The sequence below is a fragment of the Prevotella melaninogenica genome, from assembly GCF_018127925.1.
In the GTDB taxonomy this organism is placed as follows: Bacteria; Bacteroidota; Bacteroidia; order Bacteroidales; family Bacteroidaceae; genus Prevotella; species Prevotella melaninogenica_C.
The window spans coordinates 302,781-326,728 of the sequence record NZ_CP072348.1 but is presented as its reverse complement, the minus strand read 5'-3'; the positions used below and the strand labels follow the sequence as shown (position 1 = coordinate 326,728).

The window sequence follows — 23,948 nt, the reverse complement described above, 5'->3', positions numbered from 1 at the left end:
GATAAATATGTGTCTTTTATATCTTCGGCATATTTGGCATTCCTGGCATACCCTTCATCTTGCTCATCATACCAGCCATCTTCGAGCCAGTAACCATCTTCATCATTTTACGAGTCTGGTCAAACTGCTTAATGAGTCGGTTTACCTCTTGTATATTGGTACCAGAACCCTTAGCAATGCGCTGACGACGAGAGTTATTGAGCAGTTCTGGATTCGTGCGTTCCTTTGGTGTCATACTCTGGATAATTGCCTCAATACCCTTGAAAGCATTATCGTCAATATCGACATCACGGATAGCCTTGCCTACTCCAGGAATCATAGAAGCGAGGTCCTTTAAGTTACCCATCTTCTTGATTTGCTGTATCTGATTATAAAAATCGTTGAAATCAAACTGGTTCTTCTGAATCTTCTTCTGCAGACGCTTTGCTTCTTCCTCGTCGAATTGCTCCTGTGCACGCTCAACAAGCGAAACAACGTCACCCATACCCAAGATACGGTCTGCCATACGACCTGGATGGAACACATCAATAGCCTCCATCTTCTCGCCCGTACCAATGAATTTAATAGGCTTTGTAACGACTGTACGGATAGACAATGCCGCACCACCACGTGTATCACCATCAAGTTTTGTGAGAACAACACCATTGAAATCCAAACGATCATTGAACTCCTTGGCTGTATTCACTGCGTCCTGACCTGTCATTGAGTCAACAACAAACAGTGTCTCATCAGGATGAACATGATTCTTGAGACTCTCAATCTCGTTCATCATCTCCTCATCAACAGCCAGACGACCAGCGGTATCGATGATGACAACATCGTGCCCCTTTGCCTTTGCCTCAGCAAGTGCGTGATCAGCAATCTCATTCACATTCTTGTTCTCAGGCTCGCTATAGACAGCTACACCTACCTGTTCACCAACAACCTTCAACTGGTCGATAGCTGCAGGACGATAGACGTCACAAGCAACCAACAAAGGATTCTTATGCTCCTTTGTCTTGAGCATGTTTGCCAGTTTACCAGAGAATGTTGTCTTACCAGAACCTTGTAAACCACTCATAAGAATGATAGAAGGACGACCTGATAAATTCAGGCCAACAGCCTCACCACCCATCAACTCAGCCAACTCATCATGTACAATCTTAACCATGAGTTGTCCAGGCTTAACGGCTGTGAGTACATTCATACCTAATGCCTTTTGCTTTACGGTATCAGTAAAGGTTTTTGCAACTTTATAGTTAACATCGGCATCAAGAAGCGCTCTGCGCACGTCCTTCAGGGTTTCTGCTACATTTATCTCTGTTATCTTTCCCTCTCCCTTGAGAATCTTAAAGGAGCGTTCAAGACGATCACTTAAATTTTCAAACATTGCTTTTAAAAGTAAACTTATATATTCTTATTTCTATCTTACAAAGATAATAAAAAGGAAAATAATACCGCAAGCGAACGACCCCTATTTTAATGTATTTTAAAACACACACCTTATAATAATGCGCATATAAATAGACTTTGTGCAAAAAAATGTAAAACAAATCATGCTAAACCCCTGTTTTTTCACTTAGAGCGAGGAGAGAACGTAAGACATAACAAAAAAGAGGTTCTTCCGAAATATGGAGTGTTAAACTAAAAGTCTTATATAATAGGCACACGGAGTCACGGAGGGGACGGAGGTAAACGCAATGTCACGGAGGTGCCGACGGCACAAAGAGCGACGGAGGTATAGCGTACAGATTCTTGATAACTATTTTGGGGTAAACGCTTTGTATATAAATTGCTAATAGTATTGGCAAACAAGCTCCGTCGCTCTGTGCACCGACGGTGCCTCCGTGACTTCCATTGTTTTGTTTTAATAATCCTCCGTCCTCTCCTTTTCTCCGTGTGACATTTTGTTAAAAACCTAACCTTAAGTGGAAAACCTTATCACTTCAAAATCCTGAAGATCCATTCAAAAGACTTAATAAATAAGGTAGAACTATTCACTCCTCGTGCAAGGAGAGATTAAGCCTTACTCCACTTTGTTCTTATTTTTTTCTGTGTTTTGATAAAAGTACTAAGGTATGTTAATTTCAATATAGCTCCATTGTAAAAATCTGAAAATCAATTATATTTGTCACAAATATGAGACCTATGTTATTGAAAGACTTCTTCCAGATGTTCCCTGATGAGGATAGCTGCGAGAACTACCTTAGAGCTGTTCGAGAGGAAATAGGTGTTGTGTGTCCTAAGTGTGGAGCTACAAAGTATAAATGGCTGCCTGGAAGGAAATCCTTTCAATGTGAGAACTGTGGCAACAGAATCTCGTTGACAAAGGGTACCGTTATGGAACATAGCAAACTACCGCTGTATGATTGGTTCTCTACTGCGCACATGATGACATCCATCAAGCAGGTACTGTCGGCTAAGGAGATCCAGCATCAGCTTGAACTCGAATATTACTCTCCCGCATGGTTGATGATGATGAAATTGGGAGAGATTATGGGGCAGAGGGACAGCATCTATACACTCTCTGATGACTATGAGGCATACTTTGAAAGTGTTTAAGGTTTGTTAGTACTTTTATCAAAACACAGAATTATTTTTCATAAACTCAATTTTTATTGATGCTCTTTTCGCTTCTAAAAGACGCCCAATAAGCTTGCAAAAGGTGCCCTTTTGGCGGCTTACTAACGCCCTTTTGAGCCCTTACTAAGCACCTTTTCTTGCACAGCTTTATAACTAACTGATATAATAACAGTTACAAGCGCGCTAAAAACAACTATTTATATGCCTTTATTGAAGGATAAGAAGCCTTAAAGATGTAAACATTTTTCCAAACAGGAAACAAAAAAGAAGTGCCGACATCACTCTCTGAAAAGAGGAAAACGATGTCGGCACTTCCCTATTAATCAAAATACTGAATTCATAAAACCTTGTTTATTCTACAACATTTATGAGCAGCAATAACAATATATTAGGAATAATCATCCAAGCAAAGAAAACAAACAAAAGCGTAGGCGGACTATCATAAATAGATCCCCGATAATGAGTCATTACACGACTATGATGTCCTCGCACCTGATATATATAATATACAATGATATACGATAAAAGTATAGGTACACTGATTACAGTTTTTTCTTTCCATCCAGTAAAATGAAGCAGTGTGATATTCAGCAAATTTAAGCAATACCCCAAAAGGAACATAATCCCTAAAGGTATTAGTAACACTCCATCAATACTACGACGCCCTGGGAAAAGCTGATGTAACCGCTCTCCAACAAAGTAAACCAAGTCGAAAAAATAAAACTTTCTCTTACCCATTCTTGCTTTAAAAGTCTATACAAGACAGTTGATGATTTCCGTTACAGACTTACAGCCATGACGGTCGAGCCAGTCATTAATGCCATCACGCACCTTTATCGTAACCTGTGGATCAAGGAAATTCGCAGTTCCTATCTGGATTGCTGTAGCGCCTGCCATAAGGAACTCAATAGCATCTTCAGCAGTAGAAATACCACCCAAACCGATGACTGGTATCTTCACAGCCTTTGCCACATCATTGACCATTCTGACCGCTACAGGCTTTACAGCTGGGCCACTCAAGCCGCCCGTACGGATACTCAACTTTGGACGACGACGCTCTATATCAATCGCCATTCCCATCAACGTATTAATCAGTGATACTGAATCAGCACCCTCATCTTCGCAAGCACGTGCTATACTGGCTATATCGGTGACATTAGGAGAGAGCTTTACAATCATGGTCTTGTGGTAATGCTGGCGAACAGCCTTCACTATAGAACCTGCTCCAGAGCAAGTGACACCGAACGACATTCCACCTTCTTTCACGTTAGGACATGAGATATTCACCTCGATAGCTGGAATCCCATCCAATGCGTCAAGTTTCTCTGCGGTCTCTGCATACGTCTCGGGCGAATTACCACTGACATTGACAATCATATTCGTGTCGATATCTTTTATCTGAGGATAGATATGTTTGATGAAGTAATCTACTCCCTTATTTTGCAAACCTACGCAGTTAAGCATTCCCTGAGGTGTCTCTACCATACGTGGATAGTCATTTCCTTCACGTGGTTCCAGTGTCGTACCCTTGACGATAATACCTCCAATTTCCTCCAATGGTACGAAATCAGCAAACTCCAAACCATAGCCAAAGGTACCACTGGCTGTCATTACTGGATTCTTGAGCTGTAAGTCATTTATCTTTACACTTAAATCAGCCATATTATAATCATCTATTTTTACAAAACTATGTGATTGTATGCTTCCTCTTCCTATTTAGCACTATTAATATAATAGGTGTAATAAAAGAAAACTAAGCTTCAACCACTCTTTTCTGATTTATTCTCCCCACATCAATCTACGTGTATCGAAGACTGGACCCTCTGTACAAACACAGAGATTCCCCCCTGTCGTTTTCTCTACACAGCACAGGCAAGCACCAACACCACATGCCATCATATTCTCTAACGATGCTTCGCAAGGAATTGATACCTTATGAGCATAACGTGCCACTGCCATCATCATGGGCTTAGGACCACATGTAGAAATACGATCAAAACGCTCTGTGGACAGGATAGAGTGATTTGTGACAAAACCTTTCTCACCTGCAGAACCATCCTCTGTTGTTATACATACCTTTCCATACTTCTCGAAAAGCGATACCTCTGCTAAGTCGGCTGCTGTACGAGCTCCCAACAAAAAGATAGGTGTACCACCAGCCTCCTTTATCTGCTTGCCGAAATAAAGTAGCGGAGCAACGCCAACACCACCGCCTACAAGCAATACACTTTCTGACGGACTTGCCAAAGGTGCAAACGTATTACCCAAAGGAAGCACGCAATTTAACATATCGCCTTCATGTAGACGTGCAAGCGTATGCGTACCTTCTCCTACAGTTGCAACAAGCAGCCACAACTCATTACGCTCTTTATCAAAGAAATTAATGGAAATAGGACGGCGAAGAAAGGTAGAAGGTGAGCCGTCCACTCTCACCTCTACAAACTGACCAGGCAGCATCTCTGGAAGCGGTTTCTCATCTGTCAGCTTAATAAGGACATTCCTTGCATTGACACGCTCCACAGAAGATACCTTCAAGTCGAGGACATACTTCTTCATCTTTGCTTTGCTTTTTAAAACTATGCAAATATAGATAAAATATCCCGATTATAGGCTGATTGAAGAAAAAAACAGAAAGAAATCATACCAAATTACCGCAACATACTTGCAAAGACATCCTGTGGAGTCTAAATATTCGTAGGAGTTTTATAACTTCTTCATATTGTAAAAAACAATCTGTATCACAGTGTAGCGCTATGAGAGAAGAAAAGCAACCAAAAACATGTAGTACTTTACAACTGAAGAGAATGAAACACAAGATTATCACAAAAATAAAGTTCGAAGAGTAAGAAAAGAGAGATAAGACACTATTCAATAGCTTTATCAAGTATATGTAAATAGTCCACCTCCAATAAACGATTTACTCGAATTATACTTTCCTGTCACTACTGTCATCCAAATAGAGCTTCTAACTTATTAGTTTATAAGGAGTTTGTACTAAATGTTAAAATGACAGCAAACTAAATTAAAAGTAGATTTGTATATAATCGCTTAAAAAAGCTTATCTTATCACTTCAAAACTCTGGATAAACATGATAAAAACATAAGAACCAATAGTAGTAATAAGAGAAAGAGCATTGTGTTTTTTAAGTACATTTGGAGGCTATAAGCGCCTAACTGATAGCAAAGACAAATATATCAAGGTTAAAACAAAAACCTATAAGAAGGGCTACATAGATTCTTATAGAATAATGTACGCTACTTAGAAATTGTTTTAAGGAGATTCTAATCTAACTTTGCACTCGGAAGTTAACGAATACGTTTACAAACTTCCGAGTGCTATTCTTTGAATATCAATTTCGTATTCCAAAGACTTACTTCTTTGGAACAAAAGTCTCCCATGTTTGGTCATCAAAGAAGATACGAATCTCTGTGATACGACGTTGCGATTTGTTAATATATTTTACCTCTGTACGAGACGGACTTTTGTACATATTATCACTATATGGAGAGCTTATCTGTTCCGTCTCTGGCTGTGAGGATGGAGTAGGATAAGGAAAGTCAAGCATACCCTCAGAGACTCCAGGAGATACGATCTCGGCTTCTCCAGGTGAAGAATTAGGTTCAGTAACCTGATCCTTAAACATAGGTCCTTGTCCATACAGAAGCCAATCAAGATTAATCTTTGTAAACTTACTCTTGATAGCTTCAACCGTATTTAGAGTCGGTTTAGTTCTTCCAGTAAAAATACTACTGAGAGATGCTGATGAGATTCCTATGAAATCTGAGAAAGTTTGTTGAGTCATATGCTGACTCTCCATAAGCTGTCTGATTCGATCTTTCATATCCAAATTCTATCGTTCGTTAGCAAATAGAGGAGTTTTTAAGCTGATTAGGCACCTCTCTAATAACTTTACAAAGGTAAACATAATATTTTAAATCTCAAAATAATGAACTAATGATATTTCATTTGTATATCTAACTTTTGATATTTACATTTTACAAACGCAAAGAACTAAATATGTGCAATCCTGATACACATTTACAAAACGATATATACAAACCTATATGATATCAAAGGAATAAATAAGCAGAAAACTCTAAAATACTGGCTATAAACAACCTTTATTACCATATACAAACCTAAAATAGGCAAATATGCAACAAAGAAGGAAATAACAAGAGTTTAAGCTAATATAAATATCAACAAATCATAATAAAAAACTGATTAACAATATATTATATATTAAAACTGCTTGGTGTATAAAAATACATATTAATTTGTAAATACAAATATTCTAATTTTAGTTTGCAAATATAATTTTGTATGTGCATTTTTCAATATAAAAATTATCCTTATTATTCAACATATACAAATGTAAAGACCAAAAAGTGGTTATCTTTTATTTCACAAAGCTAAAACTAAAAGAATGTAAAATATAAATCAGTTATTACGAAAAAGTGCCATTTTTTGCGTGCTTAAAGTATTTACGAATAAGGATAAAGAAGACGAAAAATACGCGAAAAATGAAGAGGGTAAAATGAGCTAACTACTCTATTACTCAATAGAAAACATAAAAAAAGCACCCTTTTCAGAGTGCTCCTTTTAGCTTAAAAAATCATGATTTCTGGTAAAAACAGGAGATTTTTATGCTTCAAAAGCATCAAAAATCCTTCTATTTTTTAGTGAAGTATGTAGAAAATTAGCTCTTTCATCAAATCTCCTGTACCAGTATTAGGATTATCTAATCCTTTACTCTTTCCATCGATGTCTCGAATCTTAGAAATTATGTCCATCGTTTTACGAGCAGAATAATTCTTTTGCCCTATTACAAAATCTTTAGCTCCCCATGTATTACGCAAATCTAAAGCAGCGGCGATATCTTGTTCCGTATTTTTTCGAGGAGAATAATGAACTATCATCAAACTTTGGAAATAAGAAAAGAGTAATGGAAGGAAAGAATAAAGAGAACCAGCTTTTGGATTATTGTCAAAATATTTCACAATCTGATTTGCTTTAAAACAATCCTTCTGTACAACCGCATTTCTAAGTTCAAATGCATTGAAGTCTTTACTGACACCTATCTCCTTCTCCACAACTTCTGGGGTGACACGAAGATTATCTGCAGGAAGAGAGATAAGCACCTTATCCAACTCAGAAGTGAGGCGACTTAAATCCGCACCAATATGATCAGCTATTATCTGACAGGCCTTTGGGTCGATACTAACTTTTCTCTCCTTCAAATAACTTTGGATAAAATCAGGTAGCTGATAGTCGCGCAACTTCTTACTCTCAAAAACGACACCGACAGCCTGTGCCAATCCTACAGCTTTTTTACGTGCGTCAATTTTCCCGTTTTTATGACACCATACAAGGATGGTTGATTTTACGGGATTTTTGAGATACTTCTCCAATGCTTCCAAGGAACGAATATTCTGCGCCTCTTTGACTATTATCACCTGATACTCCGCCATCATAGGATAACGTCGTGCCATATCAGCTACCTGTACAGCTGTAACATCTGATCCAAAACAGATAGTCTGATTAAAATCTCGTTCTTCTGGAGAAAGAACATGCTCTGCTATATAGCCAGAAATCTGATCGATATAATAAGACTCTTCCCCCATCAGCATATAGATGGGAGCAAACTTCTTATTCTTCAGATCCTGCATAATACTCTGAAATGTTGGTCCTTGCTTTGCTGGCATTTACTTTTTTATTAACTTTGCATAAAAGATAAACCATATATAGAGGCAAGAATACTGAGGTTATAAGTCCTATATTGATAGAAAACTATCTTAGGAAACATACCTCCCTATATCTTGCAGTATGGTCTTTCATGCAAAGTTAATAGAAAAGAGATAGAAAACAAAATTTTCATTTGACTTTCACTATACACCTTACACCTTATTATATATAAGATATTTAGATATGATGCAGCTTAACCTCCCTCCTTATCAGATTAGAGTAAGAGAGGTAAACGGACGAAAGCAGATTTTTGATGTACTCCGCAGGAAGTATATAGCACTCACTCCAGAGGAATGGGTGCGCCAGCACTTTATTCATTACCTCATCGAACACAAGAGCTACCCTGTTACCCTACTTGCTAACGAGGTTCCACTACAAGTTGGCGAGAAGAAAGTCCGTGCTGATAGTGTGCTTTACGATAATCAGCTTCGTCCGAGAATGATTATTGAATACAAAGCACCAACCATACCATTAACACAGAAAGTATTTGAACAGATATCTGTTTACAACCTCCTACTCCATGTTGATTATCTGATTGTATCAAATGGCTTAGATACTTATATCTGTAAAATGGATTATGAGAATCAAACATACGCTTTCCTTGAGACAATTCCAGACTATCAAAACATTTAATAATACAGTTGTATAATCCTCATATAGCCTTCTAATTAATCTTTACAATCAATAAGCCAACATACTTTGGCACTATCTTTGTCTATAGGTCAGTATGAAACTAAAAACAGGTGTTATTTCATATAAATAGAAGATGATATGGCAATAGGAAAATGGATTGGTGGCGCATTAGGCTGGATACTTAGCGGAAGTATGCTGGGTGGTTTAGTTGGCTATTGTATAGGAACAATGCTTGACGAAGCATTTGCAGGCGATAATAGAGATGGTAATAGACAGAGCGGATATGGCGAGCAAAGTCATTTTGGAGGCACGCGTCCGTTTGAAGAAGACCGCAACTCCTTTTTATTCTCTATGCTTGTCCTTTCCTCCTACATTATAAAAGCCGATGGAAAGATAATGCACTCTGAGATGGAATATGTACGCCAATTCCTTCGTCATAACTTCGGTGAACAGGCTGTAAGCCAAGGAGAATCAATTCTGCTAAAGTTATTTGACTTACAGAAGCAACAAGGACCTTACCAATTTAAAGAAACAATCCGTAAGAGCTGCACAGAGATACGTTTTCATACGAGTGATAGTCAACGACTACAATTACTAAATTACCTTGTCATCATAGCAAAAGCAGATAGCATAGTAAGTCCAGAAGAAGTTGTTGCACTAAAAGAGATTGCCTTATATCTTGGACTTTCTGCGCAAGACGTTGAGTCCATGCTCAACTTAGAAAGTGGAGCAAAAGCAAGTAGCAACATTGAAGATGCTTATAAGGTGTTAGGCATATCTCCATCAGCAACTGATGATGAAGTCAAGGCTGCTTACCGCAAGATGGCTTTAAAACATCATCCTGATCGTGTTTCTACGCTTGGAGACGATATCCGAAAGGCTGCTGAAAAGAAGTTCCAGGAGATTAACGATGCCAAAGAAAGAATCTATAAGGCAAGAGGACTGTGAGGGAAGTGGACAGGTTTATAATTGACAAGTAATTGCTAATAAATTCACAACAAATATCTTTATTAAGAAACATTCATAAATTGTGCTATGGCAACAAGACTTAAAATAAAAACAACAGAAGGTGATATCATTATTCGCCTTTATGACGAGACCCCAAAACATCGTGATAACTTTCTAAAACTCGCAAAGGAAGGGTATTTCAATGGTACACTCTTCCACCGAGTAATAAAGGATTTTATGATACAAGGTGGAGAACCCGATAGTAAGAATGCTCCGAAGGGTAAGATGTTAGGTACAGGTGGACCAGACTATACCATTCCTGCAGAGTTTGTTTATCCACAATACTTCCACAAACGTGGTGCCTTGAGTGCAGCCCGTACTGGTGATGAAGTTAACCCTGAGAGAGAAAGCAGTGGTAGTCAGTTTTACATTGTATGGGGAAAGACCTTTAAGCCTGCAGAACTGAAGCAAATGGAGCATCAGATGGCAATGCAACAAGAGCAGCAGGTATTCAATCAGCTTACAAGAGAACATCACGAGGAGATAATGAATTTAAGACGTAATCGTGACCGTGTAGGACTACAAGAACTACAAGACAAACTGATAGAACAAACAAAAACAATTTGTAAGCAACAAGGTAAGCCTACCTTTACAGAAGAACAAATAGAAGTTTATACTAATGTTGGTGGTACTCCTTTCCTCGATAATCAGTACACCGTCTTCGGCGAGGTGGAGGAAGGTCTTGATATCGTTGAACGTATACAAAACTGCAATACAGACCGCAACGACCGTCCAACAGAAGATGTTAAGATAGAAACTGTAGACTTATTGTAAGCCTACATAATGAAACATTAAATTGCACAACATCCTTGTATAGTTATTCCAGCAAGAAATAACTATACAAGGATATCTTATTTAACCCAGCAGGTTTAATCTTTCTTAGCGAAGATAGTATGACAACAGTTCCAAGTTCTTTTGCTTAGTAGCATCTACTATCAAGAAGATATCTATAAGCCACCAGATACCACAACCACCAGCTGTCAACAACTTACCAATACCTAAACCAACATCACCAATATAAAAACGGTCAACACCGAGTGTCCCGATAAATATTGACAAAAGAATTGATAGCAAAGGATCTTTCATCTGAGAGTGGAGAGCTAATATCTCTGACTCACTAATATCAGTGTTCTCTAATCTTGTACGAACACTCGGAATACTTCCTGCAGGGATTTTTGATGAAAGCATCATCAATATATGATTCACCTTATCTGATTCCATAATGATTACCTTAGGTTTAATAATTTATATAACTTTACATGTTCCCCAAACCCATATCCACTATATCTTTAGGATATTTCTCACAATAAACCAAATGAAAAAGAGAATTATATACAACCATATAAGCCGCTTATCTTCTATTACCTTTGTGAGACTGTCCTTAGCCTTCCCTTTAGGAAGTAAGGCGCGTACTCCAAATGATAAGATGTATGGTCCAGAAAATAGAAGAAAATAATTATAGTGAATTGCTTCTGAAAACCGCCCTTGCAATAAAGCATGCAACGCACGTTGAATGCCACAACCAGGACATTGAAACCCTGTTACGCCCTTAAGGAGACATTTAGACGCCCATAAAGTCGTAACAGGGTTATAGAAATAATATAGAATTAATAGAAAGGCTACCAAACAGAGCCAACCTATATTCTTTATAGTACGTTTCAAGGGCTTAGTTAGCTCCTGTCATTGCGCTCAATGCAGCAAAACCACCACAGCAAACAAGGTAAAGGATAGTGCCAATCACACCTGCAACAATACCAATAAGACTCCACTTCTTAGCGTCATTAGCAGCTAAAACAGCTTCATCGTATTGCTTCATCATGTAGAACTCGTTCACCTTCATTGCACGAATGATTGCATAGATACCTGCTGGCAAACAGCAACAAACAGTTGTGAAAATCGCAAGAGCCAAATTGTTATTTGGCTTAGGAGTATTCATCTCTTCCATAACTTTTTTTGAGCCGACTCCCCATGGCATTTTTTTTGTTTTATTATTTGAACCACGTTGCTACTATGGTGGGGAAGTCTTAAGTGACACCTCTTCACAAACGGGTTATTGTTTTCAGCTATTACTTAACCGAGGACAAATTTAAGTAATTTAGATTAAATATACAAGCTAAAGAAAAACTTTTCTTTCTATCACAAACAAAAACATTACATTTTAAACAAATATAACATTTACAAATAAACCAAGAAAAGCGAGTAAACCTATATTAGTTCATCTATCCGCAAAAACAATAGGGAATCTTTAACATGTTAAAACAATCACAAAACTTTATACATTCTTCCCTAAGTTCATAAACAAAGTCAAATAAACCGAGAAACTTCCATAAACAATAATCGGATTAAAGTCTATTGACTCTAACCCGATTCTTTTTTATATTCTCTCAATTATTCTTTCTTAACTACATGCGAATCGCGCAAGAATAAGTCTGTTTCTGATTTATGCCAAACAGTTTACACGACCTATATTGTATTCACGGATGACATTTGTCATATAATGAAACATCTTACGCATAACACTCATATTCTTTACTTTCTCTTTCATAACGTTTCCTTTCCTCTATTGAGTTATACAATCTTTTACCTATGCTCCTATTAAGATTGAAGCCCTTTCAGTGGCTACCTCTTTGTTATCCTATTGAGGTGCCGTTTGTGTTGTTTTGTGCTTGCAAAGTTAGTACACTTTCCAAAATCTAACAAAGGAAACCTACACTTTCACATCGTTTTTCCATTAAATTTTGACCTGCGTCAATAAGATTGACACGTATCAATCCCGCTATTTGACATATATCAACCCATGCGTGCCTTTATATCAACATCCTCTAAACGAATATATTATAATAAAAAAGAAGCCAGAAAGACAAGTATCACATTTTCTTTTCTTATCTTTGCACTATGAACACAAAGGAAAATCATAGCTTTCGATTACCTGCAGAGTGGGAACCACAAAGCGGAGTTATACTGATATGGCCACACGAAGATACAGACTGGCGTCCTTATCTTGAGGAGATTACTGAGGTTTATCTCCAGATGGCAGATGCTATTACCCGATACGAAGCATTGCTTATCACAGCACGTGATACAGAAATGGTAGGTTCCTTACTGAAAGAAAGGCTGACAGAGGAACAGATGAAACGTATAACGCTCTTCACTTGTGACAATAATGACACTTGGGCACGAGACGTTGCACCGATTTCGCTCATAGCAAACAAAGCATCGAAGGATAGTTCCCAGTCCCTTCGTCTACTTGACTGCTGTTTCAACGGATGGGGTGAGAAGTTTGGAGCAGAAAAGGATAATAGAATCAACCGTCAGCTTCACGAGGCAGGACTCCTCCAAGGAGTATTAGAAAACCACAAGGATTTTGTATTGGAGGGTGGTTCAATAGAGAGCGATGGAGACCGTACACTCTTTACAACAACGAGTTGTCTGATAGCACCACATCGTAATCAGCCTCTCACACAAGAGGATATAGACAAACAATTGCGCCTATTCTTCCCAAATGTAGAGCGAGTTATATGGTTAGATTATGGTCAGTTAGCAGGCGATGATACAGACGGACATATTGATACTATCGTACGTATCGCACCTAATAACACCTTATTATATATAGGGTGTGACGATAAGGAAGATGAGCATTATGAGGATTTCCGACTCTTAGAGGAACAGCTAAAACAGCTCCGCACAATGGACGGTGAGCCTTACCGCCTACTTCGTCTCCCTATGCCTGATGCTATCTATGATGATGACGAACGTTTGCCTGCAACACATGCAAACTTCCTTATCATCAATGGAGCTGTACTTGTCCCAACCTACAACCAGCCCGAAAAGGACAAAGTAGCTTTGGACACAATTCAAGAGGCTTTCCCTGATCGTGAAATCATAGGTATTGACAGCCGCACTATTATCAGACAGCATGGTTCTATACACTGTCTGACGATGCAGCTACCATTAAACAGATAAAACCACCCATCTTTTGAGTTGATAAAAGATGGAATAGTAATAAAAGAACACAGAACAATAAACATAAACAGGGCTAACACCTTTATTATGAGAGAACTTAAGATAGGCTTCCTACAACAACATAATGTTGAGGACATCAAAAACAATATAGAGCGATTGGCTGAGGGGATTACAAACTTAGCACAACGTGGTGCGGAACTTGTTATCCTCCAAGAACTGCACAATTCACTTTACTTCTGTCAGACAGAGGACGTAAACAAGTTTGACTTGGCTGAGACGATACCGGGTCCCTCTACTGGCTTTTATGGTGAGTTGGCACGCGAACTGGGTATTGTCATTGTGACATCACTTTTTGAGAAACGTGCACCAGGACTTTATCATAACACTGCCGTAGTGATAGAGAAGGATGGTAGTATTGCTGGTAAATATCGTAAGATGCATATTCCAGATGATCCAGCTTACTATGAGAAGTTCTACTTCACACCAGGCGATCTCGGATTCCACCCAATTGACACAAGCGTAGGACGTCTTGGTGTACTTGTTTGCTGGGATCAGTGGTATCCTGAAGCAGCCCGCCTTATGGCATTGCAAGGTGCAGATATGCTTATCTACCCTACAGCTATTGGCTATGAAAGTAGTGATACTGACGAGGAAAAACAGCGTCAGCGTGAGGCATGGACAACAGTCATGCGAGGTCATGCCGTTGCCAACAGTTTACCAGTAATCGCTGTAAACCGTGTCGGTCACGAACCTGACCCAAGTGAGCAAACTCAAGGCATACAGTTCTGGGGAAGCAGTTTTGTTGCTGGACCACAGGGAGAACTACTCTATCGCGCTTGTGACAACGATGAGGATAGTGTTATTCTCAGCATCAACCTCGACCATAGCGAGAATGTACGCCGTTGGTGGCCTTTCCTACGTGACAGAAGAATTGATGAGTATGGGGAAATAACTAAAAGGTTTATCGACTAAAAACCTCCCCTAACCCCTCCAAAGGAGGGGAATCCCCCCTACCCCTCTCCTAAACCAACGGTCATTGACCTAAGGGAAGTAATGGAAAAGGGAGTCCTAACAGAATAAGAGATTCTCTCTTTATTAATGATTACTGCTCGATAGGACTTAAACATACCTCCTTCCATACGGAATATGATAATAAATAGAGCCTATCCAATAAGATATTAGAACTTAATATGCCATCCGCACCATTGGTGTTGACCATGAGCACCACACGTGCTGAGCACCAACACATAGGCTAGATATGGATTGAGCGTTGCATTATGATACCCAAAGAGCCATACCAAACTCGTTTTTAGAGTTTGATATGGCTCTTTTTGCTTTATCAATATGATTAGTCGCTTATAACGCCCATTGTTGGTTTGATCTTCTTTTCCTACAAAACAGATAATTCTCCCATTACTACCCTTCGTTCAGTGACCACTGATTCAGGAGAGGAGTCGAGGAGGTGAGGCGTTAGATCAACGGCATTCCAGCCTCTTCGCACTCTCTTCTCATTTCTGCTGACCAGATACTTGCTTGTATCTCACCAATATGCGCCTTGTGCAACATTATCATACAAAGACGGCTCTGTCCGATACCACCACCAATACATAACGGCAGCTTATCAGAGAGTAACTGTTGATGAAAGAAGAGTTGCTCACGTTCTTCTTGCTTCTCTATCGTCAACTGACGGAGTAAGGCTGTCTTATCCACACGAACACCCATAGACGAAAGTTCAATGCTACGACCTAAGATAGGATACCAAATGAGGATATCACCATTCAAGCCAGTCTTACCATCTTCTGCAACAGTTGACCAATCATCGTAATCGGCAGCACGACCATCATGCTTCTCGCCATTACTTAATCTGCAACCGATACCCTCAATAAATACAGCACCATACTTCTTGCAAACCTCATCTTCACGCTCCTTGGCTGTCAGTGTAGGATACATATCCAACAAATCTTGTGCATGAATAAAATGAATCGTCTGTGGAAGGAAAGGTTCCAACTGAGGATAGGTCTCACAAGCAAGGAACTCTGTACGAAGAATAGCAGCATAAATACGACGAACGACATTCTCTAAAAAACTACGTGTTCTATCGCCTTCGGTGATAACCACCTCCCAATCCCACTGGTCAACATAAAGTGAATGAAGATTATCTAACTCCTCATCGGCTCGAATAGCATTCATATCTGTATAGATACCATAGCCTGGTTGAATGTCATAATCAGCCAACGTCAATCGTTTCCACTTTGCCAGAGAGTGTACTACCTCAGCCTCAGCTTCCTCCAAGTCCTTAATCGGAAAGGAAACAGGGCGCTCAACACCATTCAAGTCATCATTGATACCTAATCCCTTCAACACGAACAACGGTGCCGTAACACGACTTAGTCTCAGTTCAGTAGCTAAATTCTGCTGGAAGAACTCCTTTATCAGTTTGATTCCCTGCTCGGTCTGGCGCTTGCCAAGTACTGCTTTATATCCTTCTGGCTTTATCAGTTGGCTCATTATTGTTCCTTTCTTTTTATAGTTTATCAGTTGCAATTACACACAAAGGTATATATTTATTATCAAACTGAGAAACAAACACCACTTTAATCTTACAAAATAACATATTTTCTCTACAAATTACAACTTTATGATAGCTTACATCTGATATTCCCACTCGTTATAAAGAATATTACTAAGCTCTGAGAACATCACTTCTATATCATAAACTTTAACAAGAATGTTTACTGTTCATTTGGAATTATGCAAACTTTACTGTATCTTTGCACAATCATTAGGCTCCGTAGCTTAGCTGAATAGAGCGTCAGATTCCGGTTCTGAAGGTCTTGGGTTTGAATCCCAACGGAGTCACGAAAAAGTGGCAAACCTCTCTAATAAAGTCACTAAAAAGTGACGATTATCTGATGACATTTAGCCAAATGAGGTCAGAAAAATGTTCTGAAGGGCTTGGGTTTGAATACCAAAGGAGTCACGAAAAGTGACGGTTCTTTGATGACATTTAGCCGAATGAGGTCAGAAAAATGTTCTGAAGGGCTTGGGTTTGAATACCAAAGGAGTCACGAAAAGTGACGGTTCTTTGATGACATTTAGCCGAATGAGGTCAGAAAAATGTTCTGAAGATCTTGGGTTTGAATCCCAAAGGAGTCACAAAAAAGAAGAAACAGAACTCCCGATGGAGTCATAGATTGTAACAAAGGATGTATGGTTGTTTACTGTTCATCCTTTTTTTGTTCAACCGCGTTAGCTCAGAAATCGAATAATTCATCTTAAAAGAATAGAGTATGCAAAAGAAAATCAAAATTGGACTACTACCACGTGTTATCATTGCCATACTACTTGGCCTATTCCTTGGCTATTATCTCCCAGACCCAGCAGTAAGGGCATTTCTGACATTCAATAGTATCTTCAGTCAGTTCCTTGGCTTTATGATACCACTGATTATCATTGGATTGGTAACGCCTGCTATTGCTGGAATTGGAAAAGAAGCGGGTAAGTTATTGCTTGCTACAGTAGCGATAGCCTATGTAGACACCATCGTAGCAGGTGGCTTGTCCTACGGAACAGGAACATGGTTATTCCCTTCTATGATTGCTTCCACAGGAGGAGCAATGCCACATATCGACAAGGCAACAGAACTTACCCCTTACTTTACTATCAATATTCCTGCCATGGTTGATGTGATGAGTAGTTTGGTATTCTCATTCATAGCTGGATTGGGTATTGCATACGGTGGCCTTCGTACTATGGAGAGCCTCTTTAATGAGTTTAAGACCATTATTGAGAAAGTGATAGAGAAGGCTATTATCCCTCTCCTACCCCTTTATATCTTTGGAGTCTTCCTCAGCATGACCCATAACGGACAGGCGCGACAGGTGCTCTTGGTATTCTCACAGATTATCATTGTTATCCTCGTCCTTCATGTTCTCATCCTTATCTATGAGTTCTGCATTGCAGGTGCTATCATTAAGCATAATCCTTTCAGACTACTGTGGAACATGTTGCCAGCTTACCTGACTGCGTTAGGTACAAGTTCGTCTGCAGCAACAATTCCTGTAACACTGAAGCAAACAGTGAAGAATGGCGTCAGCGAAGAGGTAGCAGGATTTGTCGTACCACTTTGTGCAACAATTCACCTCAGTGGTAGTGCAATGAAGATCACAGCTTGTGCTTTGACAATCTGCATGTTAACAGACCTACCACACGACCCAGGACTATTCATTTACTTTATCCTCATGCTTGCTATTATTATGGTAGCAGCTCCTGGTGTACCTGGTGGAGCAATTATGGCAGCCTTAGCACCTTTGTCAAGTATATTAGGCTTTAACGAAGAGGCACAGGCATTAATGATTGCCTTGTACATAGCAATGGACAGTTTCGGTACAGCTTGCAACGTAACAGGCGATGGAGCTATAGCCCTTGCAGTCAATAAATTCTTTGGAAAGAAAAAAGAATCATCTGTTCTTGCTTAAGAAATTCAATAGCGTGTGAGGTTTAGGATATAAAACTATATAAACAAGAGTTGCTGTCACTTCTGTCAGTCGTGATAAAGGTATAACTAATTAGTTTACAACAAGTTCACACCAAATGTTAAAATGACAGCAAAAGGAATTAAAACTAAACTCATGGAATGTATAGTAATATCCTATTCAGCATAATAAGAAATCCTAAAAAGAAGCAGCAGATGTTCTATCATTAGGCATTCTCAAAATTAAATAGTATCTTTGCAGATGACAGACTGCAATTAGCAGCACTGACACAGCAAAAAGATATACAACTAAATATCCGTAACATCATGGAAATAGTAGAAAGATTTATCAACTACACCAAGTTTGACACACAGTCGGCTGAAGATTCAGAGACAGTGCCAAGTACACCGAAGCAACTCATCTTTGCGAAATATCTCAAGGAGGAACTTGAGCGTGAAGGATTGAAAGATGTAGAAATGGACGAGATGGGCTATATCTATGCCACTCTCCCAGCCAATACAAAGAAGAAGATTCCAACCATCGGTTTCATTTCCCACTACGACACAGCACTTGATGCCAGTGGCGCTAATATCAAAGCACGTGTTGTAGAGAACTATGACGGTGGTGACATACAACTTAACCCTAACATGGTCAGCTCTCCACGCATGTTCCCTGAGCTTTTAGAGCATAAGGGAGAAGATCTCATCGTAACAGACGGTACAACCCTATTGGGTGCCGATGATAAAGCAGGTATTGCAGAGATTGTACAGGCTATGTGCTTCCTCCGCGACCATGACGAGATTGAACATGGTGACATCCGTATAGCTTTCAACCCAGACGAAGAGATTGGTATGGGTGCACATCACTTTGATGTAGAGAAGTTTGGTTGCGAATGGGGCTATACCATTGATGGTGGCGACCTCGGTGAGCTTGAATATGAGAACTTCAATGCTGCTGGTGCTAAGGTATTTATCCATGGCGTAAGCGTTCATACAGGTTATGCTAAGGGGAAGATGGTAAACGCCAGTCGTTTAGCATGTGAGTTCAATAACATGATTCCAGAGACAGAGATTCCAGAAGAGACTGAAGGTTATCAAGGTTTCTATCACCTCATAGGTATTGAGAGTCGCTGTGAAGAAGCTAAACTCAGCTATATCATCCGTGACCACGACCGTGAGCATTTCGAAGACCGCAAGCGCTTCATGGAGAACTGCGTGAAGAAGATGAATGAGAAGTATGGTGAAGGAACTGTTGAACTGAAGATGAACGACCAGTACTATAACATGAAGGAGAAGATTGATCCTAACATGCATGTTATTGAGTTAGTTCTGCAGGCTATGCAGCAGGCAAATGTAGCTCCAAAGGTACAGCCTATCCGTGGCGGTACGGACGGTGCACAGCTTTCATTCAAGGGTCTTCCCTGTCCAAACATCTTTGCAGGTGGCGTAAACTTCCATGGACCATACGAATTTGTTTCAGTTCAGGTAATGGAGAAAGCGATGCAGGTTATCATTAACATCTGCCGCCTAACGGCTGAGTTTAATGATTAACTACAGAAAATCAATTAGTTAAAGATATCGTACCGGAGTTAAACCAACACTTTTATGAACTATATATTTATGTTGGTTTAACTCCTTTTCTTTTAACTATGAGATTTTCAATTATAGCTAACCTCTCCCACAAACAACACATACAAGATTACTCATAATAAGGTATTGGTTTAACATCCAACTACCCCACTAACTCCTCTAACTCCATAAAAGATTTATGTCAGAACTACCCGAATTGGTCCAAGACCTTGCCCTTATTCTCGTTGTAGCAGGATTTGTAACACTTCTATTCAAGAAACTCAAGCAACCATTGGTATTAGGATACATTGTAGCAGGTTTTCTTGTATCACCCCACATGTCTTATACCATGAGCGTTGTCGACAAAGACGATATACAAACATGGGCAGACATTGGTGTCATCTTCTTATTGTTCTCATTGGGATTAGACTTCTCTATTAAGAAGATTCTCAAGATGGGAGCCTCCCCCATCATCGCAGCCTGTACTATCATCTTCAGTATGATGGTCTTAGGTGTCATTGTAGGACACAGCTTCGGATGGAAAGAGATGGACTGTATCTTCCTCGGAGGTATGGTCGCAATGAGTTCCACAACCATTATATACAAAGCCTTCTCAGATATGGGACTCACACAGCAAGGCTTCGCCTCTACCGTGATGAGTGTGCTTATCTTAGAGGATATCCTTGCCATTGTGATGATGGTGATGCTCAGTACTGTTGCCAGTGGTAACAGCCCTGACGGCGTACAACTTCTTGGAAGCATCATGAAGATTGGTTTCTTCCTCGTTTTATGGTTTGTTGTTGGACTTTTTGCCATTCCACTCTTCCTTCGTTCTGTCCGCAAAATCCTTAACAGCGAGACCTTGCTTATTGTGTCATTAGGCTTCTGTTGTCTTATGGCTGTTATATCAACACAGGTAGGTTTCAGTGCAGCCTTTGGTGCTTTCGTCATGGGAAGTATCTTAGCAGAGACGGTTGAGGCTGATAAAATCATCCGACTTGTAGATCCTGTAAAGAATCTCTTTGGAGCGATTTTCTTCGTCTCTGTTGGTATGTTGGTAAAGCCTCAAATTATTGTAGAATATGCTATACCAATTCTCTTACTTGTCATAACAATCCTCGTCGGACAGGCGCTGTTTGGAACCTTAGGCTATCTTCTCGGTGGACAGACCCTCAAGAATGCTATGCGCTGTGGATTCTCAATGGCACAAGTTGGCGAGTTTGCCTTTATTATTGCAACATTAGGAAAGTCCTTAGGTGTTATCAGCGAATTCCTTTATCCGGTTGTCGTAGCCGTATCAGTTATCACAACCTTCCTCACTCCGTATATGATTCGTGCGGCAGAACCATGCTATAACGTCCTCGTTAAGCATCTTCCAAAAAAATGGGTACGTCGTCTTACCCATATCCAAACAAATAGTGCAGGAGAGAGTGCGTCGACTAATAATCTATGGAAGGTTCTAATGAAGAAGATGATATTCAACACCCTTATTTATGGTATTCTCTCTGCAGCTGTCATCGCTATCATGTTCTCTGCTGCCCTACCTATCTGTAGAAACTTATCCATAAAATGGACAGGCAGTCACTGGATTGGAAATGCTGTGTGTGGATTCCTTACAATCCTCTTCATCGCACCATTCCTACGTTCTATTGTAATGAAACAGAATCATTCAGAAGCGTTTAAAGCACTTTGGACAGACCGCCGTATCAATCGTCTACCTCTCACTGCAACCATTCTTGCACGTGTACTCATTGCACTTAGTTTCATCTTCTACGTATGTAACTATCTCACACGTTTTAAGAATGCATTGATGATTGCTGTTGCGGTGGGCTTATTGATATTGATACTACTATCTCGTTGGCTCAAGAAACGAAGTATTACTTTGGAACGTCTCTTTATCCAGAACCTCCGAAGTCGTGATATAGAGGCACAGATACAAGGAAAGAAGAAACCACTCTTTGCCGACCATCTGATAGACCGAGATATTCATATCGCCAATCTTGAACTGCCTGATGATTCTCTATGGGCAGGTAAGACATTGTATAGCCTAAAGCTACGTAACCGCTTTGGTGTACATATCAGTAGTATTCTTCGTGGTTCTCAACGTATCAATATTCCGAATGGTGGTACGATTCTCTTCCCTGGCGACAAACTGCAAGCCATTGGTGATGACGAACAGCTTACAAAACTTTCAAAAGCAATGAAAGCTGAACTACAGCCAACGATTACGGACATAGAGAAACATGAAATGAAACTCCGCAGTTTCACTATCTCTAAAACAAGTCCTTTCATTGGTAAGACGCTTAAAGACAGCGGTATTCGTGATGAATACAACTGCATGGTTGTGGGTGTTGATGAAGGCCAGAAGAACCTCACACTCATCACTCCTTCCCGCTGTCTGCAGACAGGTGACGTCCTATGGGTAGTAGGTGAAGAAAAAGACTTAGAACGTATCCTTGCATTAGGATAAACCCCTTCAAGCTTATTAGCCCTCATTACTCGATTAAGTTATTGGACTAATAAGCCTGAATTGTATATAGACACGAAGCCTATAAAGCAATTGTGATAAATCAAAAGACAAACAACACCAAATTATTTTCATGAAAAGAAATATTTATGTTCATGAAAGAAAATATTTCTTTTCATGAAGAAAAATATTTCCTCTCACGATAAAAAATCGCAGACATAGGTAAATTCGGTAATTCTTCAACAGAATTAGGAAAGCAAAAGAAGCTTTGCAATACTTGTTTTGCCCCCTACTTCAAGGAGCATAACTATCAGATAAGTTAGGATCATTGGATACTACAAGAAACATTAAATCTCTATTGGTTTTAATTTAATAGGTAATAGATTCTTATTTAACGTTTTTTCATTAATTTTGCAGTTGATAAAAGAATGACTATTTATAAATTTTAAATATATTGTATATGAAGAGAATCTACTTATTACTTATTACCATCATTGTGTTTGGTCAGACCATAAGTGCACAGAACGATAAGAAATTGTTGAAGATGACCGATGACAATTCTTACTTTGAATTAAAGTATGATGAAAAAGGAAGACTTATAGAGTCTGTTGAATATATTGCTGATGACCACTTAAAACGTAGTAGCAAGTATACGTATAGTAATGACAAGGTCGTTCAAACATTCTATGAGAATGAAAATATCAAAAATAAAGATATCCGAACAACTGTTCTCCAGAATAATAGAGTTGTTTCAGAAAAAATAAACTTAATTCCGTATGAAGGAGAGCCTGAATATTGGGCAGACTATAACTACACATATAATACAGCTGGGGAACTGACAAAGATTGTAATAACAAACAATGAACGTACAGGCACAGAGTATAAATTGACATGGATCGACGGAGATATAACACTTGTAGAGCATTTCCGAGATAATAAAAAAGTAGGACAGGTAGCTTATGAATACAACAAAAGCATCACCAACAAATATCTATCTCTAATTGTTAATCCAATTACCTCAATTGCCAATTATGAAGGTATCTCACCATACGGACAACTTTTAGCAGGATACTTTGGTAAAGTATTCCAGCATCCAGTGACTGCTGTGCGCTATACGGAGATAGATAAAGACTATTTTGGCTGGACAAGTGATGATAATTTCACAATTACGTATAACCAGAATGCAAGTGGTGTCGTAGAAAAGGACATACAGTCAGGAGAGGAAGGAGTGACAACAACGTTTATTTGGGAAGAAGACAACCCAACAGGTATTAGCGTTTATAAGCAGCAGAAGGAAGGCACAAAAACGATTTATGACCTATCTGGTAAACGTCTTGAAAATATACAACATGGTGTGAATATAATCAAGGAAACGAATGGCAAAACACATAAGGTTATTATAAGATAAAATTCAACTGTTTATCAAAGAAATAGCATAACAAAAGAAGGAGCAGCATAAGTTTCTCCTTTTATTAGTATTTTTAATATTTAATATGACGTTTCTTCGCATAATTAGAGTATCTTTG

At 39.2% G+C, this 23,948-nt stretch carries 19 protein-coding genes, 1 tRNA gene and 1 pseudogene; 11 read left to right on the top strand and 10 right to left on the bottom strand.

Annotation, left to right across the window (positions count from 1 at the left end):
- Nucleotides 1–16: 16 nt before the first annotated feature.
- Nucleotides 17–1,369: a signal recognition particle protein gene (gene ffh / locus J4861_RS06825; RefSeq protein ID WP_211817371.1), complete on the bottom strand. Its 1,353-nt coding sequence runs from the start codon at nt 1,367–1,369 to the stop codon at nt 17–19.
- 758 nt (nt 1,370–2,127) lie between these two features.
- On the opposite strand from ffh, the pseudogene J4861_RS06820 reads away from it, so the two are divergent.
- Nucleotides 2,128–2,535: pseudogene (locus tag J4861_RS06820) on the top strand (transposase); the annotation flags it as partial.
- 378 nt (nt 2,536–2,913) lie between these two features.
- Here J4861_RS06820 and J4861_RS06815 read toward each other — a convergent pair.
- The 5 genes from J4861_RS06815 to holA form a co-directional block, all read right to left on the bottom strand.
- Nucleotides 2,914–3,300 carry a hypothetical protein gene (locus tag J4861_RS06815; protein ID WP_036886200.1) on the bottom strand — a complete coding sequence of 129 codons (387 nt, stop codon included), beginning with the start codon at nt 3,298–3,300 and terminating at the stop codon, nt 2,914–2,916.
- 15 nt (nt 3,301–3,315) lie between these two features.
- On the bottom strand, nt 3,316–4,224 hold the full coding sequence (locus tag J4861_RS06810; RefSeq protein ID WP_211817370.1) for a dihydroorotate dehydrogenase: 909 nt from the start codon (nt 4,222–4,224) through the stop codon (nt 3,316–3,318).
- A gap of 117 nt (nt 4,225–4,341) precedes the next feature.
- Nucleotides 4,342–5,118 carry a dihydroorotate dehydrogenase electron transfer subunit gene (locus J4861_RS06805; RefSeq protein ID WP_211817369.1) on the bottom strand — a complete coding sequence of 259 codons (777 nt, stop codon included), beginning with the start codon at nt 5,116–5,118 and terminating at the stop codon, nt 4,342–4,344.
- An 815-nt stretch (nt 5,119–5,933) separates the two neighbouring features.
- Entirely contained in the window at nt 5,934–6,404 is a 471-nt protein-coding gene (locus J4861_RS06800) for a helix-turn-helix domain-containing protein (RefSeq protein WP_211817368.1), read from the bottom strand.
- An 838-nt stretch (nt 6,405–7,242) separates the two neighbouring features.
- Complete coding sequence (holA, locus tag J4861_RS06795) at nt 7,243–8,268, bottom strand: DNA polymerase III subunit delta (protein WP_211817367.1); 1,026 nt, start codon at nt 8,266–8,268, stop codon at nt 7,243–7,245.
- Between the two features lie 223 nt (nt 8,269–8,491).
- Between holA and J4861_RS06790 the strand changes: the two genes are divergently transcribed.
- The 3 genes from J4861_RS06790 (at nt 8,492) to J4861_RS06780 (ending at nt 10,723) form a co-directional block, all read left to right on the top strand.
- Nucleotides 8,492–8,941 (top strand): type I restriction enzyme HsdR N-terminal domain-containing protein, encoded by a 450-nt coding sequence (locus J4861_RS06790; RefSeq protein WP_036863472.1) that lies wholly within the window; start codon nt 8,492–8,494, stop codon nt 8,939–8,941.
- A gap of 138 nt (nt 8,942–9,079) precedes the next feature.
- Nucleotides 9,080–9,889 carry a DnaJ domain-containing protein gene (locus tag J4861_RS06785; protein ID WP_211817366.1) on the top strand — a complete coding sequence of 270 codons (810 nt, stop codon included), beginning with the start codon at nt 9,080–9,082 and terminating at the stop codon, nt 9,887–9,889.
- Between the two features lie 87 nt (nt 9,890–9,976).
- On the top strand, nt 9,977–10,723 hold the full coding sequence (locus J4861_RS06780; protein WP_211817365.1) for a peptidylprolyl isomerase: 747 nt from the start codon (nt 9,977–9,979) through the stop codon (nt 10,721–10,723).
- Nucleotides 10,724–10,828: 105 nt separating this feature from the next.
- Here J4861_RS06780 and J4861_RS06775 read toward each other — a convergent pair whose 3' ends face one another.
- The 3 genes from J4861_RS06775 to J4861_RS06765 are packed head-to-tail and all read right to left on the bottom strand — an operon-like array spanning nt 10,829 to nt 11,894.
- Nucleotides 10,829–11,170, bottom strand: a complete 342-nt coding sequence (locus J4861_RS06775; protein ID WP_211817364.1) for a TM2 domain-containing protein — start codon at nt 11,168–11,170, stop codon at nt 10,829–10,831.
- Between the two features lie 60 nt (nt 11,171–11,230).
- Nucleotides 11,231–11,575 (bottom strand): DUF2752 domain-containing protein, encoded by a 345-nt coding sequence (locus J4861_RS13475; protein ID WP_282958354.1) that lies wholly within the window; start codon nt 11,573–11,575, stop codon nt 11,231–11,233.
- Nucleotides 11,576–11,615: 40 nt separating this feature from the next.
- Entirely contained in the window at nt 11,616–11,894 is a 279-nt protein-coding gene (locus J4861_RS06765; RefSeq protein WP_211817363.1) for a CD225/dispanin family protein, read from the bottom strand.
- A 950-nt stretch (nt 11,895–12,844) separates the two neighbouring features.
- Here J4861_RS06765 and J4861_RS06760 point away from each other — a divergent pair.
- Nucleotides 12,845–13,912, top strand: coding sequence for an agmatine deiminase family protein (locus J4861_RS06760; RefSeq protein WP_211817362.1), 1,068 nt, complete (start codon nt 12,845–12,847; stop codon nt 13,910–13,912).
- 87 nt (nt 13,913–13,999) lie between these two features.
- The gene (locus J4861_RS06755) at nt 14,000–14,884 is read left to right on the top strand and encodes a carbon-nitrogen hydrolase (protein WP_211817361.1); all 885 of its coding nucleotides are present in this window, start codon (nt 14,000–14,002) and stop codon (nt 14,882–14,884) included.
- Between the two features lie 498 nt (nt 14,885–15,382).
- Here J4861_RS06755 and asnA read toward each other — a convergent pair whose 3' ends face one another.
- The gene (asnA, locus tag J4861_RS06750) at nt 15,383–16,420 is read right to left on the bottom strand and encodes an aspartate--ammonia ligase (RefSeq protein ID WP_211817360.1); all 1,038 of its coding nucleotides are present in this window, start codon (nt 16,418–16,420) and stop codon (nt 15,383–15,385) included.
- Between the two features lie 277 nt (nt 16,421–16,697).
- On the opposite strand from asnA, the gene J4861_RS06745 reads away from it, so the two are divergent.
- From J4861_RS06745 to J4861_RS06725, 5 genes are all read left to right on the top strand, one after another.
- A tRNA-Arg gene (locus J4861_RS06745) sits at nt 16,698–16,771 on the top strand.
- 431 nt (nt 16,772–17,202) lie between these two features.
- Nucleotides 17,203–18,390 carry a dicarboxylate/amino acid:cation symporter gene (locus J4861_RS06740; RefSeq protein ID WP_211817359.1) on the top strand — a complete coding sequence of 396 codons (1,188 nt, stop codon included), beginning with the start codon at nt 17,203–17,205 and terminating at the stop codon, nt 18,388–18,390.
- 323 nt (nt 18,391–18,713) lie between these two features.
- Nucleotides 18,714–19,937 (top strand): peptidase T, encoded by a 1,224-nt coding sequence (pepT, locus tag J4861_RS06735; RefSeq protein ID WP_211817358.1) that lies wholly within the window; start codon nt 18,714–18,716, stop codon nt 19,935–19,937.
- Between the two features lie 217 nt (nt 19,938–20,154).
- Nucleotides 20,155–22,425 (top strand): cation:proton antiporter, encoded by a 2,271-nt coding sequence (locus J4861_RS06730; RefSeq protein WP_211817357.1) that lies wholly within the window; start codon nt 20,155–20,157, stop codon nt 22,423–22,425.
- 457 nt (nt 22,426–22,882) lie between these two features.
- The gene (locus tag J4861_RS06725) at nt 22,883–23,830 is read left to right on the top strand and encodes a DUF4595 domain-containing protein (protein ID WP_211817356.1); all 948 of its coding nucleotides are present in this window, start codon (nt 22,883–22,885) and stop codon (nt 23,828–23,830) included.
- The last annotated feature ends 118 nt before the right edge of the window (nt 23,831–23,948 follow it).